Origin of the sequence: Coprobacillus sp. AF33-1AC (assembly GCF_003475785.1) — a bacterium.
Taxonomy (GTDB): Bacteria; Bacillota_I; Bacilli_A; order Erysipelotrichales; family Coprobacillaceae; genus Faecalibacillus.
In genome coordinates, this window is sequence record NZ_QRQB01000001.1 from 163,547 (window position 1) to 186,757 (window position 23,211).

Annotated in this window: 22 protein-coding genes and 1 pseudogene; 9 read left to right on the forward strand and 14 right to left on the reverse strand. The window is 29.4% G+C overall.

The features are described 5' to 3' along the window. Positions 1 to 54: 54 nt before the first annotated feature. The 4 genes from DWZ53_RS00855 to DWZ53_RS00870 form a co-directional block, all read right to left on the reverse strand. Positions 55 to 2,331 carry a DNA translocase FtsK gene (locus tag DWZ53_RS00855; RefSeq protein ID WP_118431056.1) on the reverse strand — a complete coding sequence of 759 codons (2,277 nt, stop codon included), beginning with the start codon at positions 2,329 to 2,331 and terminating at the stop codon, positions 55 to 57. A gap of 101 nt (positions 2,332 to 2,432) precedes the next feature. Continuing rightward, positions 2,433 to 4,127, reverse strand: coding sequence for a ribonuclease J (locus tag DWZ53_RS00860; RefSeq protein ID WP_118431058.1), 1,695 nt, complete (start codon positions 4,125 to 4,127; stop codon positions 2,433 to 2,435). Between the two features lie 115 nt (positions 4,128 to 4,242). Beyond that, positions 4,243 to 4,836: a dipicolinate synthase subunit B gene (locus tag DWZ53_RS00865; protein WP_118431059.1), complete on the reverse strand. Its 594-nt coding sequence runs from the start codon at positions 4,834 to 4,836 to the stop codon at positions 4,243 to 4,245. Further along, the gene (locus DWZ53_RS00870; RefSeq protein WP_158568142.1) at positions 4,823 to 5,485 is read right to left on the reverse strand and encodes an NAD(P)-dependent oxidoreductase; all 663 of its coding nucleotides are present in this window, start codon (positions 5,483 to 5,485) and stop codon (positions 4,823 to 4,825) included. The genes DWZ53_RS00865 and DWZ53_RS00870 overlap by 14 nt, the downstream gene beginning before the upstream one ends. A 70-nt stretch (positions 5,486 to 5,555) precedes the next feature. On the opposite strand from DWZ53_RS00870, the gene DWZ53_RS00875 reads away from it, so the two are divergent. Next, positions 5,556 to 6,050, forward strand: a complete 495-nt coding sequence (locus tag DWZ53_RS00875) for a hypothetical protein (RefSeq protein ID WP_118431063.1) — start codon at positions 5,556 to 5,558, stop codon at positions 6,048 to 6,050. On the opposite strand, the gene DWZ53_RS00880 is transcribed toward DWZ53_RS00875, so the two are convergent. After that, the gene (locus DWZ53_RS00880) at positions 6,047 to 6,598 is read right to left on the reverse strand and encodes a DJ-1 family glyoxalase III (RefSeq protein ID WP_118431065.1); all 552 of its coding nucleotides are present in this window, start codon (positions 6,596 to 6,598) and stop codon (positions 6,047 to 6,049) included. The two genes, DWZ53_RS00875 and DWZ53_RS00880, sit on opposite strands and share 4 nt — an antisense overlap. A 101-nt stretch (positions 6,599 to 6,699) precedes the next feature. Here DWZ53_RS00880 and coaBC point away from each other — a divergent pair, with 101 nt between their 5' ends. Both coaBC and DWZ53_RS00890 read left to right on the forward strand, forming a co-directional pair. Next, complete coding sequence (coaBC, locus tag DWZ53_RS00885; RefSeq protein ID WP_118431067.1) at positions 6,700 to 7,881, forward strand: bifunctional phosphopantothenoylcysteine decarboxylase/phosphopantothenate--cysteine ligase CoaBC; 1,182 nt, start codon at positions 6,700 to 6,702, stop codon at positions 7,879 to 7,881. Between the two features lies 1 nt (position 7,882). Next, positions 7,883 to 8,650: a type III pantothenate kinase gene (locus DWZ53_RS00890; RefSeq protein WP_118431069.1), complete on the forward strand. Its 768-nt coding sequence runs from the start codon at positions 7,883 to 7,885 to the stop codon at positions 8,648 to 8,650. Between the two features lie 30 nt (positions 8,651 to 8,680). Here DWZ53_RS00890 and DWZ53_RS00895 read toward each other — a convergent pair whose 3' ends face one another. From DWZ53_RS00895 to DWZ53_RS00910, 4 genes are all read right to left on the reverse strand, one after another. Then, positions 8,681 to 9,376 carry a DUF421 domain-containing protein gene (locus DWZ53_RS00895; protein WP_118431071.1) on the reverse strand — a complete coding sequence of 232 codons (696 nt, stop codon included), beginning with the start codon at positions 9,374 to 9,376 and terminating at the stop codon, positions 8,681 to 8,683. Between the two features lie 54 nt (positions 9,377 to 9,430). Further along, positions 9,431 to 9,931 (reverse strand): flavin reductase family protein, encoded by a 501-nt coding sequence (locus DWZ53_RS00900; RefSeq protein ID WP_118431073.1) that lies wholly within the window; start codon positions 9,929 to 9,931, stop codon positions 9,431 to 9,433. Positions 9,932 to 9,944: 13 nt separating this feature from the next. Next, entirely contained in the window at positions 9,945 to 10,586 is a 642-nt protein-coding gene (locus tag DWZ53_RS00905; protein ID WP_118431075.1) for a lactate utilization protein, read from the reverse strand. A 78-nt stretch (positions 10,587 to 10,664) separates the two neighbouring features. Beyond that, positions 10,665 to 11,468, reverse strand: coding sequence for an MBL fold metallo-hydrolase (locus tag DWZ53_RS00910; RefSeq protein ID WP_118431077.1), 804 nt, complete (start codon positions 11,466 to 11,468; stop codon positions 10,665 to 10,667). 93 nt (positions 11,469 to 11,561) lie between these two features. On the opposite strand from DWZ53_RS00910, the gene DWZ53_RS00915 reads away from it, so the two are divergent. Further along, a complete protein-coding gene (locus DWZ53_RS00915; protein WP_118431079.1) occupies positions 11,562 to 12,089 on the forward strand; it encodes a cysteine hydrolase family protein in 528 nt (175 codons plus the stop codon). A 78-nt stretch (positions 12,090 to 12,167) separates the two neighbouring features. Beyond that, positions 12,168 to 13,202: pseudogene (locus DWZ53_RS00920) on the forward strand (branched-chain amino acid aminotransferase); the annotation flags it as partial. Between the two features lie 88 nt (positions 13,203 to 13,290). Here the strand turns inward: DWZ53_RS00920 and DWZ53_RS00925 are convergent. Beyond that, complete coding sequence (locus DWZ53_RS00925) at positions 13,291 to 14,628, reverse strand: citrate synthase (protein ID WP_118431083.1); 1,338 nt, start codon at positions 14,626 to 14,628, stop codon at positions 13,291 to 13,293. Between the two features lie 107 nt (positions 14,629 to 14,735). Next, positions 14,736 to 15,002, reverse strand: a complete 267-nt coding sequence (locus tag DWZ53_RS00930) for a hypothetical protein (RefSeq protein WP_118431085.1) — start codon at positions 15,000 to 15,002, stop codon at positions 14,736 to 14,738. 127 nt (positions 15,003 to 15,129) lie between these two features. Here DWZ53_RS00930 and DWZ53_RS00935 point away from each other — a divergent pair, with 127 nt between their 5' ends. Both DWZ53_RS00935 and DWZ53_RS00940 read left to right on the forward strand, forming a co-directional pair. Continuing rightward, positions 15,130 to 17,496 carry an HAD-IC family P-type ATPase gene (locus DWZ53_RS00935; protein WP_118431087.1) on the forward strand — a complete coding sequence of 789 codons (2,367 nt, stop codon included), beginning with the start codon at positions 15,130 to 15,132 and terminating at the stop codon, positions 17,494 to 17,496. Continuing rightward, a complete protein-coding gene (locus DWZ53_RS00940) occupies positions 17,481 to 18,794 on the forward strand; it encodes an amidohydrolase (RefSeq protein WP_118431089.1) in 1,314 nt (437 codons plus the stop codon). Before DWZ53_RS00935 ends, DWZ53_RS00940 begins: the two co-directional genes overlap by 16 nt. Positions 18,795 to 18,811: 17 nt before the next feature. Here the strand turns inward: DWZ53_RS00940 and DWZ53_RS00945 are convergent, their stop codons facing one another. Together DWZ53_RS00945 and DWZ53_RS00950 are read right to left on the reverse strand one after the other, a co-directional pair. Further along, a complete protein-coding gene (locus tag DWZ53_RS00945) occupies positions 18,812 to 19,279 on the reverse strand; it encodes a hypothetical protein (RefSeq protein WP_118431091.1) in 468 nt (155 codons plus the stop codon). Between the two features lie 48 nt (positions 19,280 to 19,327). Then, complete coding sequence (locus DWZ53_RS00950) at positions 19,328 to 20,092, reverse strand: HD domain-containing protein (RefSeq protein ID WP_118431093.1); 765 nt, start codon at positions 20,090 to 20,092, stop codon at positions 19,328 to 19,330. A gap of 45 nt (positions 20,093 to 20,137) precedes the next feature. On the opposite strand from DWZ53_RS00950, the gene DWZ53_RS00955 reads away from it, so the two are divergent. After that, positions 20,138 to 20,590: a GAF domain-containing protein gene (locus DWZ53_RS00955; protein ID WP_118431095.1), complete on the forward strand. Its 453-nt coding sequence runs from the start codon at positions 20,138 to 20,140 to the stop codon at positions 20,588 to 20,590. A 15-nt stretch (positions 20,591 to 20,605) separates the two neighbouring features. Here the strand turns inward: DWZ53_RS00955 and DWZ53_RS00960 are convergent, their stop codons facing one another. Continuing rightward, positions 20,606 to 21,730 (reverse strand): Mbeg1-like protein, encoded by a 1,125-nt coding sequence (locus DWZ53_RS00960; RefSeq protein WP_118431097.1) that lies wholly within the window; start codon positions 21,728 to 21,730, stop codon positions 20,606 to 20,608. Between the two features lie 68 nt (positions 21,731 to 21,798). On the opposite strand from DWZ53_RS00960, the gene DWZ53_RS00965 reads away from it, so the two are divergent. After that, positions 21,799 to 23,208: a polysaccharide deacetylase gene (locus DWZ53_RS00965; RefSeq protein ID WP_118431099.1), complete on the forward strand. Its 1,410-nt coding sequence runs from the start codon at positions 21,799 to 21,801 to the stop codon at positions 23,206 to 23,208. The last annotated feature ends 3 nt before the right edge of the window (positions 23,209 to 23,211 follow it).

Sequence of the window (23,211 nt, forward strand, 5' to 3'; positions counted from 1 at the left end):
TTATACACCATTATTCATTATTTTAAAAAATGATAGAACCAATTCTATCATTTTTTAAATATCTTCTTCACTATAACCACGAATATAGACTTCACGTGGCTTTGAGCCGATTTGAGGTCCAATGACGCCATCACTTTCTAATTGATCAATAATTCTTGCTGCCTTATTATAACCTATTCTAAATTGCCTTTGTAATAATGATGTGCTTGCTTTTTGCGCTTTAATAACAAAAGCACGACACATTTCATATTCTTCATCTTCAGCTTCTTCTTTAGCTAAATTAGCAGATAGCGTAGGTTTAACATTGACATATTTTTCATCATACTGAACTGCCTGTTGATTTGTAACATGATAGACAATAGCCTGCACTTCTTCATCGGTAACAAACGCACCTTGAACACGTACCGGAGAAGAAGAACCCATTGGTGAAAATAACATATCACCCTTTCCAAGAAGTTTTTCAGCACCAGAGCAATCAAGAATAGTACGAGAATCAATACTAGAAGAAACAGCAAAAGCAATACGTGAAGGAATATTAGCTTTAATTACACCTGTAATGATATCGGTTGATGGTCTTTGGGTTGCAACAATCAAATGAATTCCAGCTGCCCTTGCAAGTTGGGCAATACGCATAATGCAATCTTCAACATCTTTACTTGCAACCATCATTAAGTCAGCAACCTCATCTAAAATAACAACAATGTAAGGTAATTTTTCAAGTTCATCATTTTTGTTATTTTCAACATATTGATTATACATTTCAATCTTTTTAACATTGGCTTTTGTAAACAAGTCATAGCGTCTTTCCATCTCAGCCACGACTTCTCGTAAAGTAGCTGCCGCTTTTTTGGGATCAGTTACAACAGGCGCCAATAAATGAGGAATACCATTATAATTAGATAACTCAACTTTTTTTGGATCAACCAAAATCAGTTTTACTTCATCTGGCTTAGCCCTCATTAAAATACTACAAATAATTGTATTAACACACACAGATTTACCCGATCCCGTTGCCCCAGCTATCAATAAATGTGGCATTTTATTTAATTCAGCATAGATGGCTTTGCCACTAATATCTTTTCCTAAAGGAACCAAAAGTTTATTATCCCTTAAATTAGCAGGAATATCTTTAAAAACCTCTTTAAAAGTAACCATAGAAGGCACAAGATTTGGAATTTCTACACCAATCGCTGACTTTCCAGGAATAGGTGCTTCAATACGAATATCACGTGCCGCAAGAGCTAGTTTAATATCATCTTGCAGCTGCATAATCCGATTGACCCTTGTTCCAGTTTCTAATCTTAATTCATATTTAGTAACCGAAGGTCCAATAAAAATATTGCTGATGCTCGCATGAACCCCAAATTCTTTTAGAACATCTCGCAATTTTTCTGCATTATCTAAAGCGTGTGTCTTATTTTCACCATTTTTCTTGTTTGGTATTGTTTGCAATAATGAAAGAGATGGCAAACGATATTTTCCTGTTTTTTTAGGTTGTGGTTTTTCTTCAACGACTTCTTCCTGTAATTCTTCTTTGTCTTTAATATCTAAAGAATTTGACTCTTCATTATAAGCAAAAGTTGTTGGCAAATCCTGATCCTCTTCATTAAATTGATCTAAATGAGGTTCTTCCAGTTTATTAATTTCATTGTTTTCTTGTATAGAATCTGTTTCTTGATTTTCATCTTCAAAATAGTCTTCAGGGAAAAAGGATGATTGATCTTCTTTTTTCTTTGAAAAGAAATCTTTAAAAATACTCTTTCCTTTATATGTATCATGTTGAGAATCTTTTTTTTGTAACAATGATTTCCCTTTATGTGTTTTTTTATACTGTACATAATAACGGCTAAAAATCAATGTCATCCCAATTAATAAAATAAGTACTGCTGCGATCATAGCTCCTGCATAGTCAAAAAGCATACTTAAAACACCATATAAAACAGCGCCTATTAATCCTCCTCTATTTAAAGGAATAGTTTTAATATATACTTGAATGACTTGAATTCCTGTATTGCCATCTTGATTAATATTCATCATGACTAATATTCCAATTAAAGCCATATAAAAACCAACAGCCTTTGGAGTAGAGAAGGAAGGCAAAGTCGCACCATAAACAACATAAACACTTAAAGCAACAAATAAAGAATAAATAATGCCGTAGAAGTTACCAAATAAATAACGAACAACAAAATCTAATTTTTCGCCTACTATTCCTAACTTTAAAGCTGCGATAATAATTAAAAATAAGCAAACCGAAGCAATAATACGTGTTCTTAATTCTTCACTAATCTGTTCTTGCTTTGATTTTTTCTTACGTTTTGTCTTTGCCATTATCTTCCCTCCTTTAGTTGTATATTATATCGTATAAGTACATAATCGTCAAAATAAGGTTACATCATAAAATGCACCATTATTAATGGTGCATTAACACATTATACTTCAATAACTATTGGTAAAATGACAGGTTTTTTCCCTGTTTCTTTAGTAATAAATTTATTTGTTTTTTCTTTAATTGTCTGACGTACCTCAACGACTTCCAATTCTGGATTTTTTTCTAAATCTTTAATACATGTTTCAGCAATATCAATAATTCCTTTAATAATATTTTCAGAGTCTTTTAGATAAACAAATCCTCGAGTCTGTACATCTGTATTAGCTATAATTTTCTTTGTTTTACTGTCGATTGTCACACCAATAATAACAACACCATCATTTGATAATTGGATACGATCATCAATGACTTTTGCTCCGACATCACCAACACCAATACCATCGATCATTACATCTTCAATTTCAAAAGTATCTCGATAATCTTCTAATTTACCACCTTTAAATGAAATGCGTTCTCCATTATCAATGATAATGATATGATCATCTTTAATATTCATTCCTCTTGCAATATCACCACAAGCAATAAAGTGTTGATACTCTCCTTTGATTGGAATAAAATATTTTGGTTTAAAAATTTGAATAATCACTTTAATATCTTCTTGACTAGCATGCATTGAATAAAGTTCTTTGTTTTTTAATACATGTATTTTAGAATCTGTTTTATATAACTCATTGATAGCTTTGTTTGCAATCTTTTCTGTTCCGGGTAATACCGGAGATGCAACAACAAAGGTATCAGTATCCTTTAATTTTAAATATTCATCACCACCATCAATGATATCACAAATATCATGATAAATACGTCTAGGACTACCACTTAATAAAATAACTAAACGATCATTCAATTCTTCTTTAGCAATATCTGTAGAAAAAGCAATAAGTTTTTTAGGAATCGAGATAACCGCTTTTTTTAACTGCTGTCCAATACGAACAATACTATTCGTACTATCATATTTATCACGTCCATAAAAAACAATACGACGATTATATTTTTTAGCTAATTCAACAATTTCTTTACTTCTAAAAATATTTTGCGCATAACTAGAAATAATAATTCTTCCTTCACTATCTTCAAAATCTTGTTCTATTTGTGAAGTAAGTTTATGTTTTGGCGAAGTATAACCATCATTTTTAGCATATGATGATTCACATAATAAAGCCAATACACCTTTTTTTCCAATTTCCATCATTTTTTGAATATCACATCCAAAACCTTCAGGAGCTCCAAAATCAATAATAAATTCTCCACCATAAACAATGTAACCTCTATTTGTCCATAAAGCGACACCAACGCTTCCAGGAATAGAATGTGTTACTGGAAAAAATTCTACAGGAACCCCTGCGATTTCAATTGAATCATTACGTTTTACTCGATTCAATTGATATTTTGTCTTGCTTCTTGTTTTCTTTTGATAACGATGTATCATTTGTTCAATTAAATCAGCTGTTAGATTAGGTGCATAAATAGGTACATTAATTTCCTCTAATAAATAAGGTAAAGCCATCATCACATCATCATGTCCATGAGTAATAATTACCGCAACAATTTTATCTTTATTATCTTTTAAATAATCAAAACTAGGAATAATGATATCTACTCCAAGCTTATCCACTTCTGGAAAACGATGTCCTGCATCTATAATAAATATCTTTTCATTAATTTCTATACAATACATACTCTTACCCATTTCAGCTTGACCACCCATAGGCAAGATTTTAACAACATCTTTTTTCATTTCTACCTCCTATTTCATTTTTTTATGATTCTTTACAGTGCGTTTATTCTAACATAAAGTTAATCAGTTTGCTAACTCTTTATTTATTGTAACAAATAAATCAAAAAAGAAAAAGTCATCTTTCACGTTTGTGAGTAATAAAAATCGGCTGAATTTGATGATCATTTAAAGCATTAACAATTGTTTGAATTCCTAATGTATATTCAGTTAATAAACTATTGGGTTTCTTTATTGTATCATCCTGATACATAGGCATAAAATAAAAGTGTTTTGTATTCATCAACTGCATAAAATTAACACCGCTTGTTGAAAGAGCATCATTTGAACAAAGTCCAATCACAATATTTCGATTATTTCTTAAAGTAGCTTTAACTGCCATTGTAACAGCATTATCATTAATCCCATGAGTTAACTTAGCTAAAGTATTCCCGCTGCAAGGATAGACAATCATTAAATCTAACTGAATTACTGGACCAAAGGGTTCAGCATCAACAATATGAGTAATTAACGGATGCTTTGTATATTCTTTTATTTGCGATATTAAATGTTGATGTTTAAAAAAGCGTGTATCATAGTTTAATACTTCATCAGTCAAAAAGACATAAAGATCCACACCATGATCATTTAATTCTTTTAAAAAAAGCAACAATGGCTTCATAGAACAAAAAGAACCAGTAATACCTATTCCTATCTTCTTATTTTTTAACATTTCTCATCACCCTATCCATAGTATGAAAAATAAGTTTGGCACTTTGCCTTGGAAAAAACATTCCCGGTAACGATCGATATGAATAATACGATGCATGATTTATACTTATAGTTGTAGCTAAATCATAAATAACACTTTTGTCAAATGTTTGATAACAAATTGTTTCTTTAGGGATAGTGTTAATAATGACATCAAATTCCCCTTCTATATGTTTCAAATCAACATGCTGGTATCCCCTTTGTTTAATAATGACATCATCTTTATTATTCCTATTAGCAATCGTTATTGTATTATGATATTGCTTTAAACAATGCGCTATTTTTTGAGCTAAATCTCCAAAACCCAAAATCAAAATACGATTGCGATAGCCGTGCCTGTTTTCAATCATTAATTTTAACAAACCTAAAACCGTCAATAAATTATTTTCTTGCTTAAAAATAATATCTTTATTAATATTAATTGTTGGATATACTCCGTCATTTAATGTAAAAATATAAGGACATCTTAAATCACAATATTGATTTCCATTTTTACCTAAATAATAAAAATCTAAATCGTTTCTAAATTCGCTTAACTTATATCCTGAATTTAACAAATAATATTTAAGCCATTCATCTCTTTTATCTAAGACCTCGACATATCCTTTCATCATGCCACCTCAATAATAATATATGACATAAAGTAAAAAATGATATAAAATAAAAAATAAGGAGTCTATTATGGAATATCTACTCATTATTTTAACAATTTGTTTATCTTTTACATTTCATCCTCTTTATAATAATTTCACAAGTTTACTTGTTTATCATCATTATGTTCTCTATTTTGGATGGCTTATAATCAATATTCTTTTTATATTTATCAAGCTTTATCATCTTAGCAACAGATCAAATAGAAGAATCCTATATCTTATTTCTTGTTTGTTTATTATTGGTACCTTTTTACCCTATCATCTTTCTACCAGTGATTTAACTTCATTTTTACATGTAGGGCTTACTTTTTTAGCACTCATTCTTACTTTTGTTTTGCTCAAACTCATCATTAAACAATCCATGTTAACATCATATAAAAAAGCCAATCAAGTTGATTATTGGCTTAATTGGCAAATAAGTATTATTATTTTATTACTGATGATGTTTGGTACCATTAATGGTATTATTGAAATTGTAACATTAAGTAGTATTCTATTAACAATGAGACAACTATCACATTAATGATTGATTAGATAATGATATTGCATAGATTCTTTTAATGGCTCACTATCAATGCCTAACGCTTCAACTATTTCATAAGCAAAAGCAAACCCTGCTGCTGGACCTTTACCAGTGATAATATTTTTATCCTTTATTACTAATGCTTCTTTATAATTTGCGTCTGTTAATTCATCTTCAAAGCCAGGATAACATGTTACGGTTTTATTTTTTAAAGCACCGGCAGCCTGTAATACAATAGGACCTGCACAAATAGCCGCAACAATCTTGTTTGCTTCAAACATCATTTTAACTAATTCTAATACTCGATGATCTTTTTGTAAGTTTTTTGCTCCAGGCATCCCTCCTGGGATAACAACAGCATCAAAGTCTTTTATTTCATCATCGTAAAGTCTATCTGCCTTAACAATCAAGTTATGTGAACTGGCTACAAACTCACTATCCATACCAATTAATTCACCTTCAATACCTGCTCTACGGCAAACATCTAAAACACTTAAAGCTTCTAATTCTTCAAATCCATCTTTTAATAAGATAGCAACTTTTTTCATGATATCATCTCCCTTTGTTATTATAACATAGTATCATTGAATTATCATAAAACACGTAATATAATATTAACGTTAAAATAAGAAAAGAAAGAGAATGAAAAATGAAAAAAATAATTATCGGTGTAACTGGTAGTATCGCTGCTTATAAAGCATGTGAAGTTATTAGTTTACTCAAGAAAAAAAATCAATACGACATTGAAGTCATTATGACAAAAAATGCAACTCAATTTGTAAGTCCTCTTACTTTTGGCGCCTTAATTAATAAACCTGTACTCATCGACGATTTTGATGAAACAGGTTATCAAATTAAACACATCCAAATTGTTAAAAATGCAGATTGCTTTGTTATCGTTCCTGCAACAGCAAATATCATTGCAAAAATTGCCAACGGCATTAGTGATGATGTTCTTACAAGCGCATTTCTTGCTGCTACATGTCCTAAATTGATTGCTCCTGCAATGAATGTTAATATGTACGATAATCTAGCAACGCAAAGGAACATCGAAAGATGTTTAACCTATGGGATTCGTTTTATCGATCCGGCATATGGCAAATTAGCTTGTGGTGATGTAGGAAGAGGAAAATTAGCTGATGTCGAAGACATTGTAGATCTTATAGAAGGTTCTATGTATCCTCAATCATTACATTTAAGAAATGTTTTAATTACAGCCGGCCCTACTCAAGAAGCCCTTGATCCTGTTCGTTATATTACCAATCATTCAAGTGGCAAAATGGGATATGAACTTGCAAAAAGTGCTCGTAACCTTGGTGCCCATGTTACATTAATTACTGGTCCTACTCACTTAAAAAAACCTTATGGTGTAGATATTATTGAAATAACCAGTGCTATGGAAATGTTTGAAGAAACAAAAAAATTAGTCGAATACCAAGATTATATTATCATGGCTGCAGCCGTTGGTGACTATCGTCCTAAAACAAAAGCAGCACAAAAAATAAAAAAAGCAGATCACAACTTTAATATAGAATTAGAAAAAAATCTTGATATTCTTAATTATGTTGGAAATATCAAAACACATCAAACATTATGCGGGTTTGCAATGGAAACAGAAAATGTAATCGAAAATGCTAAAAATAAATTTATTAAAAAGAATTGTGATTTACTTGTTGTCAATGATTTATTTGAAAAAGGTGCTGGTTTTAAAGGAGATACGAATAAAGTAGCCTTTATAACCAAAAATTTTGTTGAATACAAAGATCTTATGTCTAAATCTCAATTAGCAGATTTAATTATAGATAAATTAAGAAAAATCAAAGGAGAATAATATGTTAGTTGTTGTAGATATTGGAAATACAAATATAACTATGGGATTATATCATGATGATAAATTAGTTGGTAATTATCGTTTAACAACTAAATTACAGCGTACATCCGACGAATATGGCTTTATGATTTTAAGTTTCTTAAATGCTTATCATACAAAAGTCGAAGATATCAAAGATGTGATTATTGCTAGTGTTGTACCTAAAATCATGTATTCTTTTACCAATTCAATTCGTAAATATTTTCATAAAGAGCCCATTATTGTAGGTCCTGGAATTAAAACAGGAATTTCAATCAAAATAGATAATCCAAAAGCTTTAGGTGCTGATCGTCTAGTTGATGCTGCTGGTGCATACTATTTACATCATTGTGCATGCTTGGTCATTGATTTTGGTACTGCTACAACTTTTGATATCATTTCATCAAAAGGAGAATTCTTAGGTGGCGCTACTGCCCCAGGACTTGGCATCAGTGTTGAAGCTTTATCTTCCCAAGCTGCCAAATTACCAGAAATCGAAATCAAAAAACCTGCATCAATAATTGGTCGTAATACTGTTGACAGTATGCAAGCTGGTGTCGTTTATGGTTATATCGGTTTAACCGATAAGATTATCTCTCAAATCAAAAAAGAATATGGTGAAGAATTAAAAGTTGTCTCTACTGGCGGGCTAGGTCGTATGATATATCATGAAACTGATCTTATAGATACTTATGATCCAGATCTAACATTTAAAGGATTAAAAATTATTTATGATCTTCAAAACAAATAACACCTCTTGTTAATATATAAGAGGTGTTTTTTATATAAAATCTTTTTCTTCATTAGACAATTCAAAAATTATTTCTTGACTGTTTTCCAAATAATACATGAGATAAATATGTTGTAACGATATATTTTTGACTTTCAATAACTGATCTAACCAAGTTCTATCCCGCCCGATATTCTTTAATTGATCAACTAGAACACTTCCTTCTTTAACCAATAAAACAGGTAGTTTTTTATCTTGGATTATTTTTTGGCTATCTCCTAGTTGATAAGGACGATATTCTTCTTTTGGTAGAAAACTAAGTGTTCCATTTGTCTCGAGTACAACCTGATTAATCTGAGATATATCGAAATAGCCATTAATCCGACATTGCATCAAAAATTCATCTAAATCCATTTTTGCTTTCTTTAATTGATTATTATATATTTGATCATTTTCATATAAAACAATCGGCCTTCCTTCAACTAAATAACGAATCTTAGGATATCGATACGTAATTTTGGATAAAAAATAAGGGAATAAAGCATATATAATCATACCAATCAAAGGTTTTAAAATATGAGCAAAGTCTTTCATAATCAATTCTGATGCAATAGAACCAATCGTGATTCCAATTATATAATCATACATACTTAATTGACTAACTTGCCTATACCCCAATAATTTTGTTAAAAAAAACAATACAATTAAAGAAAGAATAGGTAAAATTATAAACTCTAATAATTTCATCATATCACCAATTTAAGTATGACCATAAATAAAAAAAAGAAACGATTAAATTAATTAATCATTTCTATAACAAGCAATAATTTCACCTATATACATTTCATGATAATCTTTTTCAGGATACCATCTTTGATCAATTGAATCATCAATAAAATGTTCCGGTTTAAGATAATCACTATACATTTTTTTACATATAAAAACCATTTTACCTTGTTTGAATGTAGGTTGTCCTTCAATTTCTTCTATATCAAAATGTACATCTGAAATTTTATCTCCATCACGTCCAGAACGTGACCCTAAAATACCTAATTCTTTTTTATAACCATCAAATAACGTAACAGTAAAGTAGTCTTGAGCATCTACAAATTTTTTTGTATATCTTTGAGGTCTAATGAATACTGTAGCTACATTTTTACCCCATAAATGTCCAAGTTGACCCCAACTTGCAGTCATTGTATTGACTTGATCATTATTTTTAGCACTAATAAGAACCCAATGATTAGAAATTTCATCAAAGGGGTTAAAAGATAATTCATTTATATCAATTTTTTTATACATACACTCTCTCCTTTTAATAACCTAAATCTTCATTAACAACAATAACTTGTATTCTATTTTTTACAGATTGATAAGATAGTTTAACAAAAGAACTACAAATACGATCAGCAGAATGACAATTTAAACATTTACCAGCCTTGGTACAAGGCGTATTTTTATTTAAACGTAAAGCGTTAGTGGGCGCCGCTACATTTCTAATATGATTAATTGCCGCTTCTTCATTTGTAAAAATTTTATTTCTGCCAACAATAACAAGCACCTTCTTAGGTCCATAAATCATCGCAGCAACTCTATTTCCATTACCATCAATATTATAAAGACAACCATTCATATCAATAGCATTACTACTTGTAATATATAAATCAGCCAATAACGACTGTCTAAAAATATCTTGAATTTGTTCACCGGTTAATCCTTCTTGATAACGATCATAAAATTTAACAGGACTTTTTCTAATTTTATCAATAACACCTGTTTCAAATAATGTCATTGATCCTCCCACACCAACACTCACGTTATCTTTAAGATATTGATTCAAATAATCTAATAGTTCTCCCTTATCATTTAACTGTACCAATTCCATATTATTATCGCGAAAAGCTTTTTCCATTTTTTCACGCTTTAAATTAATTAATGTTTCTAAATTTTTATCCATCTTTACACATCATCACTAAGTGACTTTCCTCCTACCACCATAGTATAACACTCAATCTATCATTTATTAAGCATCAATTTATGAAATAGTAATGACATCTAAATCATTAGGAACATAAACATTTCCCTTAAAATATTGTTTAGCTTCTTGCGTATATAATTCTTTTCTATTTTTTAAGTTTTTCTCTTCAGTATGATATAAGACAAGATTTTTTACATTTTGTTGGTTAGCTAAAATACTTGCATCTTTAGCCGTTGAATGATGCTTTTCATATGGTTTAAATATATCTCTTTGATCATATAAACAAAAAGCTTCACATAAAAGCCAAGTTGAATCTTTTACATAATCTAAACAAGATTCATCACATGGCTCATCGCCTAAACATGTTAATTTTTGATTTCCCTCTAAAATATAAAAACCGAACTGTTTCATTTTAGTTGAATGAATATCAAAAAAAGTAAATGGTAAGTGATTGATTATACATGTTTGTAAGTGTGTGACTTCTTTAATAAAAATACGATTATCTAATAGACCAACCATCTTATTGACTAAAGTCAACTCTAAAATTGTTTTTAACGTAGTCGCTGCTTCATCATGACAGTATATGTAAAAATCACCAGAATATGTCCCTTGTAAAATTTGTGTTGCTATCATACGATAAACCCAAATTGCTCCTAAGATGTGATCCGTATGACAATGTGTAATAATCATATGATGAATTTGATTTAATGATATATTAGCTAAATCTAATTGTTTTAAAATGCCGTTACCCCCTCCGGCATCAACTAAAACATATTCATTTAAGTTTTTTATTGCAAAACAAGTGTTATAACAGTCTTTTACAGTTGCATTTCCAGTACCCAAAAAAATAATTTCTTCCATTGTTTCATCTCCTTATGTAATCTTGATTTATCATATCATAAATCAATTGAATGGCAAGATTATATCTTATAAAATAAACTAGGAGGTTTAATTATGAAAAGATTACTTATTGTTGTTGATTATCAAAATGATTTTGTTAACGGTAGCCTAGGATTTGAAAATGCTAAAAAAATTGATTCCTATATTGCTTCTCTTATAAAACAATTTCATCAAAATCAAGATGATGTTATTTTCACTTATGATAGTCATGAAACAAATTACTTAAACACACAAGAAGGAAAAAATCTACCCATTGCTCACTGTATTAGAAAAACGGATGGTTGGAATCTATATGGAAAAGTTGCTCAAGAAAAAAATAAAAATGACCTATGTATTTATAAAAATACCTTTGGCTCATTAGAATTAGGAAACATCTTAAAAGATACTCGTTATCTTGATATTACAATTGTTGGTATTGTTTCTAATATATGTGTTCTTTCTAATGCTATTATTGTTAAAAGTGCTCTTCCCGAAGTGCCTATTTATATAGATAAAAAAGGGATAGCCAGCAATGATTTAGATTTACAAGAAAAAACAATAGAAATTTTAGAAAATTTACAATTTAAAGTAAAAAATAAATAAAAGTTCATGTTGTTTTCTGTTGACACTCTTCTTAATGAAGCGTAAAATTTGCTTTAAGATAAAACAAGAAAGGAAGTACTTAAAATGTCAAAGAAAGATATTGATTGGTCTAATATCGGTTTTGGATATATACCAACAGAAGCAAGATTTGTTGCAAATTATAAAGATGGAGCATGGGATGAGGGCGTGATTACTGCTGATGACAAAGTTGTAATTAGTGAATGTGCTGGTGTTTTACAATATGCACAAACTTGTTTTGAAGGATTAAAAGCATATACTACAAAAGATGGTAAAGTTGTTTGCTTCCGTCCTGACTTAAATGCAGAACGTATGGCAAATACATGTAAAAGATTGGAAATGCCAGTTTATCCTGAAGATAAATGGGTTGAAGCAATTGAAAAAGTTGTTAAAGCAAATATTGATTATGTACCACCTTATGGTTCAGGAGCAACTTTATATATTCGTCCATATATGTTTGGTAGTGACCCAGTTATTGGAGTTAAACCTGCAAATGAATATCAATTTAGAGTGTTTGTTACTCCAGTAGGACCATATTTTAAAGGAGGAGTTAAACCTATTACAATTAGAGTTTCTGATTTTGACAGAGCAGCTCCACACGGAACAGGACATATTAAAGCTGGTTTAAACTATGCTATGAGTTTACATGCTATCGTTGATGCTCATAATCAAGGATTTGATGAAAATATGTATTTAGATGCAGCTACTAGAACTAAAGTTGAAGAAACTGGTGGAGCAAACTTCATTTTCGTTACTAAAGATAATAAAGTTGTTACTCCTAAATCAAATAGTATTCTTCCTTCAATTACTAGACGTTCATTAATGTACGTAGCTAAAGAATATTTAGGATTAGAAGTTGAAGAAAGAGAAGTTTACTTTGATGAAGTAAAAGATTTCGCTGAATGTGGTCTTTGTGGTACTGCAGCAGTTATTTCTCCAGTCGGAAAAATTAATGATCATGGAAAAGAAATCTGCTTCCCAAGTGGAATGGAAGAAATGGGACCAATCACTAAAAAACTTTATGAAACATTAACAGGTATTCAAATGGGAACAATTGAAGCTCCTAAAGGTTGGATTAAAGTTATTAAAGAATAAATTATTAACGTTACAGAAATAATCTGTAACGTTCTTTTTTTAGATAAAAACAAAGCGTTTAGATAGATAATTCTAAACGCTTTATTACTTATTTACGATCTTCCATTTTTATATAATCTCTTGTTTCACCAACATATTTAGCAGCCGGTCTTACAATACGACCAGAATAAAGTTTATTTTCTATGTTGTGGGCTAACCATCCAACCGAACGCCCAATGACAAACATGAGTGTATAGAGTTCACGAGGAATATTTAACATATCATAGATAAGTCCACTATAAAAATCTATGTTAGCACAAACGTGTATTCCTTTACGTGATTCAATTTCTTGAATAGCTTTTTTTTCAAATCGGTTAAAGAATTCATATTCTTTATACCTGTTTTTTTCTATAGCAAGTTCTTTACATTTAGCACGAAGAATCTCACAACGAGGATCACTAATTGTGTAAACTGCATGCCCTATTCCATAAATCAAACCAGAATTATCATTAAAATCTTTATCTAATATACGTTTAACTAAAGATTCAATTTCCTGATCACTTGCATCTAAGCCAATTTCTTTGATTACTAAATCCATTTGTTTTTTTACTGCAAGATTAGCACCACCATGTCTAGGTCCTTTTAACGATCCAATCGCCCCGGCAAAACTAGAGTAAATGTCAGTCCCTGTTGAACTAATAACGACGTTTGTAAAAGTCGAGTTATTACCTCCACCATGATCAGCATGTAAAACTAAGCACATATCCAAAACTTCAACTTCTTTTTTAGTAAACTTTTGATCATCCCTTAAAAGACATAGTATATTTTCAGCTATTGAATAGTCAGAACGAATTTGGTGAATAAACAAACTCTTTTTATCAAAATAATGAACCTTACTACGATATGCATAACAAACAATAGAAGGTATTTTAGCAATGAGATCTAAACCTTTATCTAAAGTTGCTTCTACTGAAATGTTATCTGGATCATCATCATATGAATAAAGCATTAAAACTTCCTGTTGTAATTTATTCATCATATTTTTGGTTGGAAAACCTAAAATTTTACTTTCTAAAAAGTATTCAGGTAAAGCGTAACGTTTAGATAATTCTTTTTTAAAAGCATCTAATTCATCTTTATTTGGTAGATATCCAAATAAAATTAAAAAACTAACTTCTTCAAAAAGATAACGATCATCAGGATTATGTCCATTAATTAATTCAGAAACACGAATCCCCCTATAATATAATCGTCCTTCTGTATCAACCTTTTTTCCATCAACTCTTTTATAACCTACTACATCGGCAATTTTAGTTAATCCAACTAAAACACCTGTTCCATCTTCATTTCTTAAACCATTTTTAACATTGTATAAGGAATAAAGACTGTTTTCTATATTATTTATTTGTTTCCCCTTTTCAAAAAAACAATCTATAGTATCACTCATCATGTCACCCCCAAAATTATTTACGTATGATTATTATAACACATTATTTAAAGATTGTATACAATCTTTAAATTCAAAATAAAAACAAATGTTTCCATTTGTTTTTATTAGAACTTAAGTTTTTTTACATACGATTGAACATCTTTGATAGTATATTGATCATGATTATAAATTACATGAATCCATTGTGATAATCGATTCATCATATTTTTAGATCCTACTGTTTCCCCTTTATTCATTTGAAATAACTGTGTAAGAAAAAAACAAATATCGTCACAGTCTAAATCCGGAATATCTTTTACAGTAACAATTCCTTTTAAATCAAAGATTTCTTTTGCTTTTACTTTCGTTCTTTTAGATACTTCTAAAATCATAATATAATTTTATAAATATGTAGCGACTTACATATTATACTCTTTTTAAATATAAAAAGAAATATGTATCTGATTAATTGTCAAATATATGCAAATTGATTAAAATATATTTATAGGAGAAGCTTTTATGAAAATAAATAATTTTAATTATCACGGTTTGTCATCTCAAGAAGTTAAACAACGTATTGATTTAAAGCAGACTAATAAAATAAATCAATCAATTACAAAAACATACAAAGAAATTTTTTGTCAAAATATTCTTACTTTCTTTAATCTCATTAATATCATTTTATTTTTATGTGTTTTACTCGTTGGATCTTATAAAAATATTTTATTTATTTTTATTATTATCATCAACACAGCCGCAGGAATTTATCAAGAAATTAAAGCTAAGCGTATACTTGATCAACTATCACTTTTAGAAAAACAGACAATCGAAGTCATTCGAGATAATAAGATTGAACTTATTGATATAGAGAATATTGTTTTAGACGATGATATCATACTTACAACAGGCAAACAGATTCCTGTCGATTGTACAATGATAGACGGACATATTGAAGTCAATGAATCTTTACTAACAGGAGAAGCAGATGCTATTTTTAAGCAAAACGGAGACACTCTTTTATCCGGTAGTTATGTTACTTCAGGTAAGGCAATTTGTCATGTAATTCGTGTAGGAGATGAAAGTTATATTAATAAAATCATTGATGAAGCAAAACAGTACCAACAAAAATCATCTCAACTTTATCAATCATTAGATCATATTTTAAAAATTATTAGTATTATCATCATTCCTATTGGAATCTTATTATTCTTAAAACAATTTTTATTAAGTCGTATTTCTTTGCAAAATGCAATTCTTTCAACCGTAGCTGCTTTACTTGGTATGATTCCCGAAGGTCTTGTCTTACTAACAAGTGTTGCCTTAACCCTTAGCATTCTCCGTCTTGCAAAAAAACAAACTCTTGTTCGTGATTTATATAGTATTGAAACACTTGCGAGAGTAGATACTGTTTGTTTGGATAAAACTGGTACTTTAACAAAAGGACAATTAACTGTAGAAAATATTGAATCTTTTAATAATCAACCTATAAGGGAAATTATTGCTAATATGAATTATTGTTTTGAAGATAAAAACAGTACAGCTGTTGCTTTACAAGAATATTTCAAACAAGAACATAACTACCATCCCGTACACATTGTCCCTTTTTCATCTAAAAGAAAATATAGTGCTGTTTCATTTGAAAACAAAGGAACTTATTATATCGGTGCCTATCAATTTTTATTTCCTAATGGACATGAATATATAGAAAAAAAATACAATGAGTATAGCCATCATGGATTACGAATTATTATTCTTGCCCATCACAACAAAATCATCCAAGATGATCAACTGTTAGAACAACTTGAACCTATTGGAATGATTACACTAACTGATATTGTTCGTCAAAGTGCCCCTACTACATTGCAATATTTCAAAAACCAAGGCACAAATATTAAAATTATTTCTGGCGATGATCCAGTAACAGTGTCAAACATTGCTAGAAAAGCAGGATTAGATGGTTATCAACATTACATTGATGCCTCATCCATAGAAAATGACTGTGATATAATAAATCTAGTAGAAAAATATAATATTTTTGGTCGCGTTAGTCCAGAACAAAAAAAGCAGATTGTTTTAGCTTTACAACATCATGGTCATACTGTAGCAATGACAGGTGATGGCGTTAATGATATTTTAGCTTTTAAAGTTGCTGATTGTGCAATTGCTATGGCTTCAGGAAGTGAAGCAGCAAAAAATTGTGCTAATATTGTTTTATTAGATAATCAATTTGAAGCAATTCCTGATATTGTCAATGAAGGTCGCCGTGTTATTAATAATATTACTGCCTCGTCATCTATGTTTTTAATCAAGACAACCTTTTCAGTTATTTTAGCAATTGGTACCATTTTATTTGGTAGCATCTACCCTTTTTTACCTATTCAGTTATCAGTATTAGGTGCTTGCTGTGTAGGTATACCAACATTCTTTTTAACTTATGAAGCTAATTTTAATCGGGTGCAAAGTAGATTTATGTACCACGTTTTTAAAAATGCTTTCCCTTATGGTATTTTAATTGCTATAAGCTCAATTATCATTATGAATATTGGACAAATAATTGGTTTTAATAGTCAAACACTATCAACTATATGTGTTTTAATTACTGGATGGTGTTACTATTGTGGCCTAAAAGATATCTATTCACCTATGACACTTTATCGTAAAGTTGTAATTTATGTACTTCAAATATGTTATTTTATTATTCTTATTATTGGTCAAAAATTTCTTTCTTTAGGGAACATTGATTTTTTTAATGCAATTGTACTTATTTTCATTATTACAACATCACATATGTTTTTTGATTTTAACCGATACATATACGATTTATTATTTATACATTTTAAAAAGAAATATCAAAAAAAGGAGCATAGAGTATGGACAAAAAAATAGAGGAACTTGCAAATATATTAGAGGACGAAACAATAGCTATACGAAGAAGTCTTCACCGTTATGCTGAAAGAGGATGGTTAGAATACCGTACAGCATCATTAATTGCAAGAAGATTAGATAATTTAGGTTATCAAGTTCTTGTTGGAAAAGAGGTTATGAAAGCTGATGCCCGTATGAATTTACCACCAAAATCAATATTAGATTTAAGTTACAAAAGAGCCTTATTACAAGGAGCTGATAAATACTATTTAGAAAAAGTCAAAGATGGTTACACAGCTGTTGTTGGTATTTTAAAAAATGGCAAGGGACCAACTGTAGGAATTCGCTTTGATATGGATGCACTCGGCATTTTAGAATCGAAAAATGAAGAGCACATTCCTACTCAGTTAGGATTTGGATCATGTAATCTTGGCGCAATGCATGCTTGTGGCCATGATGGACATGTTTCAATTGGCTTAACCGTAGCAAAAATTTTAATGCAAATTAAAGAATCAATGCATGGAACAATCAAATTGATATTCCAACCCGCTGAAGAATCAGTAAGGGGTGCTAAATCAGTAGCCTTAAGTGGTATTTTAGATGATATAGACTATTTATATGCTGGTCATATTTGGCCACAAAATCCTGGGGACGATAGTGATTTATACCTTGGTATGGATGAAACATTCGCAACAACAAAACTGGATGTATTTTATCATGGTGTTTCTGCTCATGCATCGGGTATGCCACAGTTTGGTAAAAATGCCCTTTTATCGGCTGCTTCATGTATTTTAAATTTACACGCAATTCCTAGAAACAGTGATGGTTGTACTCGAATAAATGTAGGAACTGTCCAAGCTGGTACAAGTAGAAATGTCGTTCCTGAAATAGCAAAATTAGAAATAGAAGTTCGTGGTGCTACTTCACAACTCAATCAATACATGGAAGTTTATGCTCGTGATGTTATTCAAGGCGCTGCTTTAATGCATGATACTTATGTTGAAATCAAAGAAGTTGGAAAAGCTTTTACCATCGATTGTGATCAACCATTTATGAATAAAATTCGCCAAATTATTTCTACATATCAACCACAAATTAAGATTGCTAAAAAGGATTGTGGTGCGCTTGATGGAAGTGATGATTTTTCATATATGACTAGCAGAGTACAAAGCCATGGCGGTCAAGCAACATACATGCAATTTGCTTGTAAGGTAACAGAGACTCCTCACAATGATGCCTACGATTTTGATGAATCCATCTTAAAAAAAGCAGTTATTATCTTTTCTACTATCACCTATCACTTATTAAAAAATGATTAAGCAAAAAGCTTAATCATTTATTTTTTGAAAAATTGTGAAAATTGATCAATGAATGAATCCATACCTGTTTCAAATTTATCTTTTAAATCTACTAAATCATCTTTACCTTTTTCAATTATATTATCGCGATCATTATCATTAGCTAAGTAGACATTTTTAGCATAATCTTTAGCTTTAATTGCATACTGTGTTACTTCATTATCAATTTTTTGATTACTTTTTTTTGAAACAGCTTCAATATAATATGCTTTTTCATATATCTTTTTAGCAACCTCTTCATCTTTAATATCATCCAAATGATGATGAATATAATTTAATGCATCTTTTAATTCATCACGTGAATAAGTAAAATGATCACCTAATTGATCATCAACATTATTTTGTAAATCTGTTAAATCATCTTCACTTCGGTTATTATTTTGACAACCTGTTAATAATAAAACAAAAGAAAACATACATAAACCATATATTAATAATTTTTTCATTATTTCATCTCCTACTTATATTGTGGATAAAATAACAAAATTTATACTCTAAAGATGATTTAAAACATACTGATTACATTCATTTTTTACAAATTCCATTTGTTTTTTCAACAAAGGATTATAAACAAAACGATCTATATTTTTTCTTATATATTGCGTTTCTTTTAAATACTGAAAACTAGCGTTAAAATTCAAATCAAAAACAAAAGCAAAATAAGAAACCCACATATCAACTTCATTTTTTCTATTGCTTGATAATATTAAGTGATGTTTTTTAATATCGTCAATAATATTATCACTAACCAATTGATTAACAAAGTTTTCTTCAGATATATCAAACAAAGTTTCAATAGATTCAATGTTTTTGACTCTAAAATTATCTAACTTATCGCTATCCCTTATTAGCTTCGCATGCAATAAAATTTTTTGATCTTTAATGACAGGTAATTGATATAAAGAATGATACTGAATAGCCGATTTTATAATTTGATCATATTGGTCAGTGTCAATAAATTCTCTAATCAAATTATCCTCAAATAATATTTTTACACCTAATAAAGCATGATCTACGTTTTGATCACTAAAACTATTAAATTGTTTCAATTGTTCAAAGCGACCGATGTCATGTAACAACGCAATTAATAAAGATAACTGGTAATCTTCGTAAGATAACTGTTCGTGTATTGCAATGTATTTAGAAGTTTCAACTACACAATATGTGTGAATCATTTTTAATCTGATTTTATCATTATTTAAATCATATTGACTCACATACTTTTCAAATCTTTTTTTCGCTTTATCGATATCAATCATACAAACACTCCTTTTTTTATGCTATAGTCATACTGAGGTGATATCATGAATACATTATTATTGAAACAATATCAAGCATTAATTGAAAATATAAATTATGATCTTTCTCTGCTTGCAAACACATCAGCATTTATTAAAGAAAACATTAAAGATGTTTCTTGGGCGGGATTTTACTTATATTATGATGATAAATTAATTTTAGGTCCATTTCAAGGATTGGTTGCCTGTAATGAAATACAATTAAATCGTGGTGTTTGTGGAAAATGTGCAATTACTAAAGAAACCCAAAGAATTGCAAATGTCCATGAATTTGCCGGACATATTGCCTGTGATAGTTTGAGTCAAAGTGAGCTAGTCATTCCTATTATTTTTCAAAATCAACTTTATGGCGTATTAGATTTAGATTCATACAAAGTTAACCGTTTTTCAAAGGAAGATCAACTATTTTTTGAAAATATTGTTTCCATATTAGAAACACAATTAAAAGGAAATAAGTAATTATTTCCTTTTAATTTAAAATAAATGTTTTCCTTCTAAAAGTAGCATGTATTTAAGCAAAGTTAATGATATAGTTCTATTTACACTAGACATATTTTTAAATCCCTTCATCCCCGTTATTAACTTATTCAGTTTATTTTCAGTAATATCACAAACCATTTTAATATTAGATTGGTTAAGCAATTCAAAGAATTCATTAACAAAGGATTCTTTTTGAACATTATCCATACTTTCTAATATTTTATTAATCTCATCATTAATCTTGATACAGCGTTCATCCAATTGATCACATACCTTAAATTTATCAGCCTTTATTTTCCATGTAAACCCACTATGTTGCATCATCGTATGTGAAAAAGAACTCACAATTATCTGTCTACAATCATGATATAAAAGACCACCTATAACACTTCCTTGCGGTCTAAAAGTAATAATCTTATCTTTCATTTCTTGATATTCAGTTGTTTTTAAAAATGACTGATTAAAGCCTGGTCCATCAAAATTATAGATTTTTTTAACATACTTTTTTATTTTTCTATCTAATTTGACTCCTGCATAAATAGCTAAATTGCCACCTTTAGAATGACCAGCTAAATATACATGAGGATATTTAAAAAAGTGCCCTTTTTTATTTAATATTATTTTGTAATCTTTTATGACTTGTTCAGTATACTTAACTGCCTCTTCTTGAGATGGAACTTTTTCTCTATATATCATATTAAAATCTTCTTTCCAGCCCAAGATAGTATCATCCGTTCCTCTAAAAGCAATATATAAACAACATTGTGGTAAAACAAATGTCATAGCTGAAAACTGTTTTTCTTTACAATAATCAATATCATTACAATATCGAATAATAGAAATATCTTTGAAGCGAGAATAATTATTTAATATTTGAACTAAATTTGTTGATTCATATATTAAAGAAAATTCTGATTTTGCATCTTTTAAAGCATTTTGACAGTATAGTGATAACTCACCAATTGTCATATTTTCTTTTATATAATCATCACATGAAATGTATGATAATTCACTCAATATCAAACTATCTACATCATTAAATGGAACTTGTTCAAATGATAAATTTCCCCACCAATTTAAATAATCATATATACATCCCCATTCAATTATTTCTGACATGATATTCAACTCCCTTTTTAGTTAATTTATATAAAAATCAAGAAAGAAAGTCAACTAGGTGACATAAAATGTTAAAACAATTTCATTTAAAATATCTTTTTCTTTCCTTTGTCATTATATTGAGTATTATCTTTTGTTATCAAAAATATCAAAAAGAACTTATTTTTTTTGAGAATCACCCACGTATTGAAATACACCAACAGTACAACTTTTTAGCAAATATTAAATCAGTAAAAAACGGTAAAATTAAAGACGTTTCTTATAATATCAATAATCTTAATATTCATAAGCTAGGAACATATACCATAAACTATCACTATCATCATCGTCAATATCCCCTAAAAGTGGATGTTATTGATTCAAAAAAGCCATCATTTCAGATTCATCCTTATGAAATAGATTTAGGCATGCAAGCATATCCTAAAAATTTTATTAGCCATATTCAAGATCAAACCCAAACAAAAATATATTTTGACAAAAAATATCGATTCAATAAGCCTGGTAAACAAAAAATATCGATTACAGTTGAAGACCAAGCGCATAATAAGACAACCAAAAGCACTTATCTTAAAATATGCAAAGCCGATAAACAAAAACCAATTATCAAAAATCTTCAACCTCTTACATTAAAAATCAACACTCCTTATGATTTAAAAGAAGGCCTTGTTTATCACGATAATCAAGACCCTCACCCACAACTTATTATTAATTCAAACCAATTTGATATATCTAAAGAAGGAACATATTATGTATCATATATTGTAAAAGATCGTTCAGGAAATCAAACAAAAAGAATAAGAAAAATAACGGTTGTCAAAAATATCAAAATAGGAGTTGAACAGGAAAGTCATGAAAAAATAGTATATTTAACTTTTGATGATGGTCCATCATCAAATACAATTAAAATATTAAGAATATTAGATCAGTATAAAATCAAAGCTACTTTTTTTGTAACAGGTAATGGTCAAAATTATAATAAATATATAAAATTAGCCCAAGAAAAAGGACATACTATAGGAATGCACTCATACAGCCATGATTATGATAAAATATACAAATCAGTCAATGACTACATGGCTGACTTAGAACGTTTAAGCCAGATGTTAAATAATCTCATTGGCTATACACCCCATTATATACGCTTTCCAGGAGGAAGTAGTAATCAAATATCTAAACAATATAATATAGGAATTATGTCGGCGCTGACTAAACGCGTTATCGATGAAGGATACCAGTATTATGATTGGAACTGTGGTACAGGTGATGCCACTGCTCACCTTGTTTCTGTAAACAAGATCATTCAATCAGCCACGCATTCATCACATAACAATATCATTATATTAGCTCATGATACAAACACTAAAACAACAACAGTAGAAGCTTTACCAACAATTATTCAATACTATTTGAATAAAGGTTACAAATTTAAAGCTATTGATGATCATTCTTTTACTTGTCATCATCATGTTAAGAATTAAAGG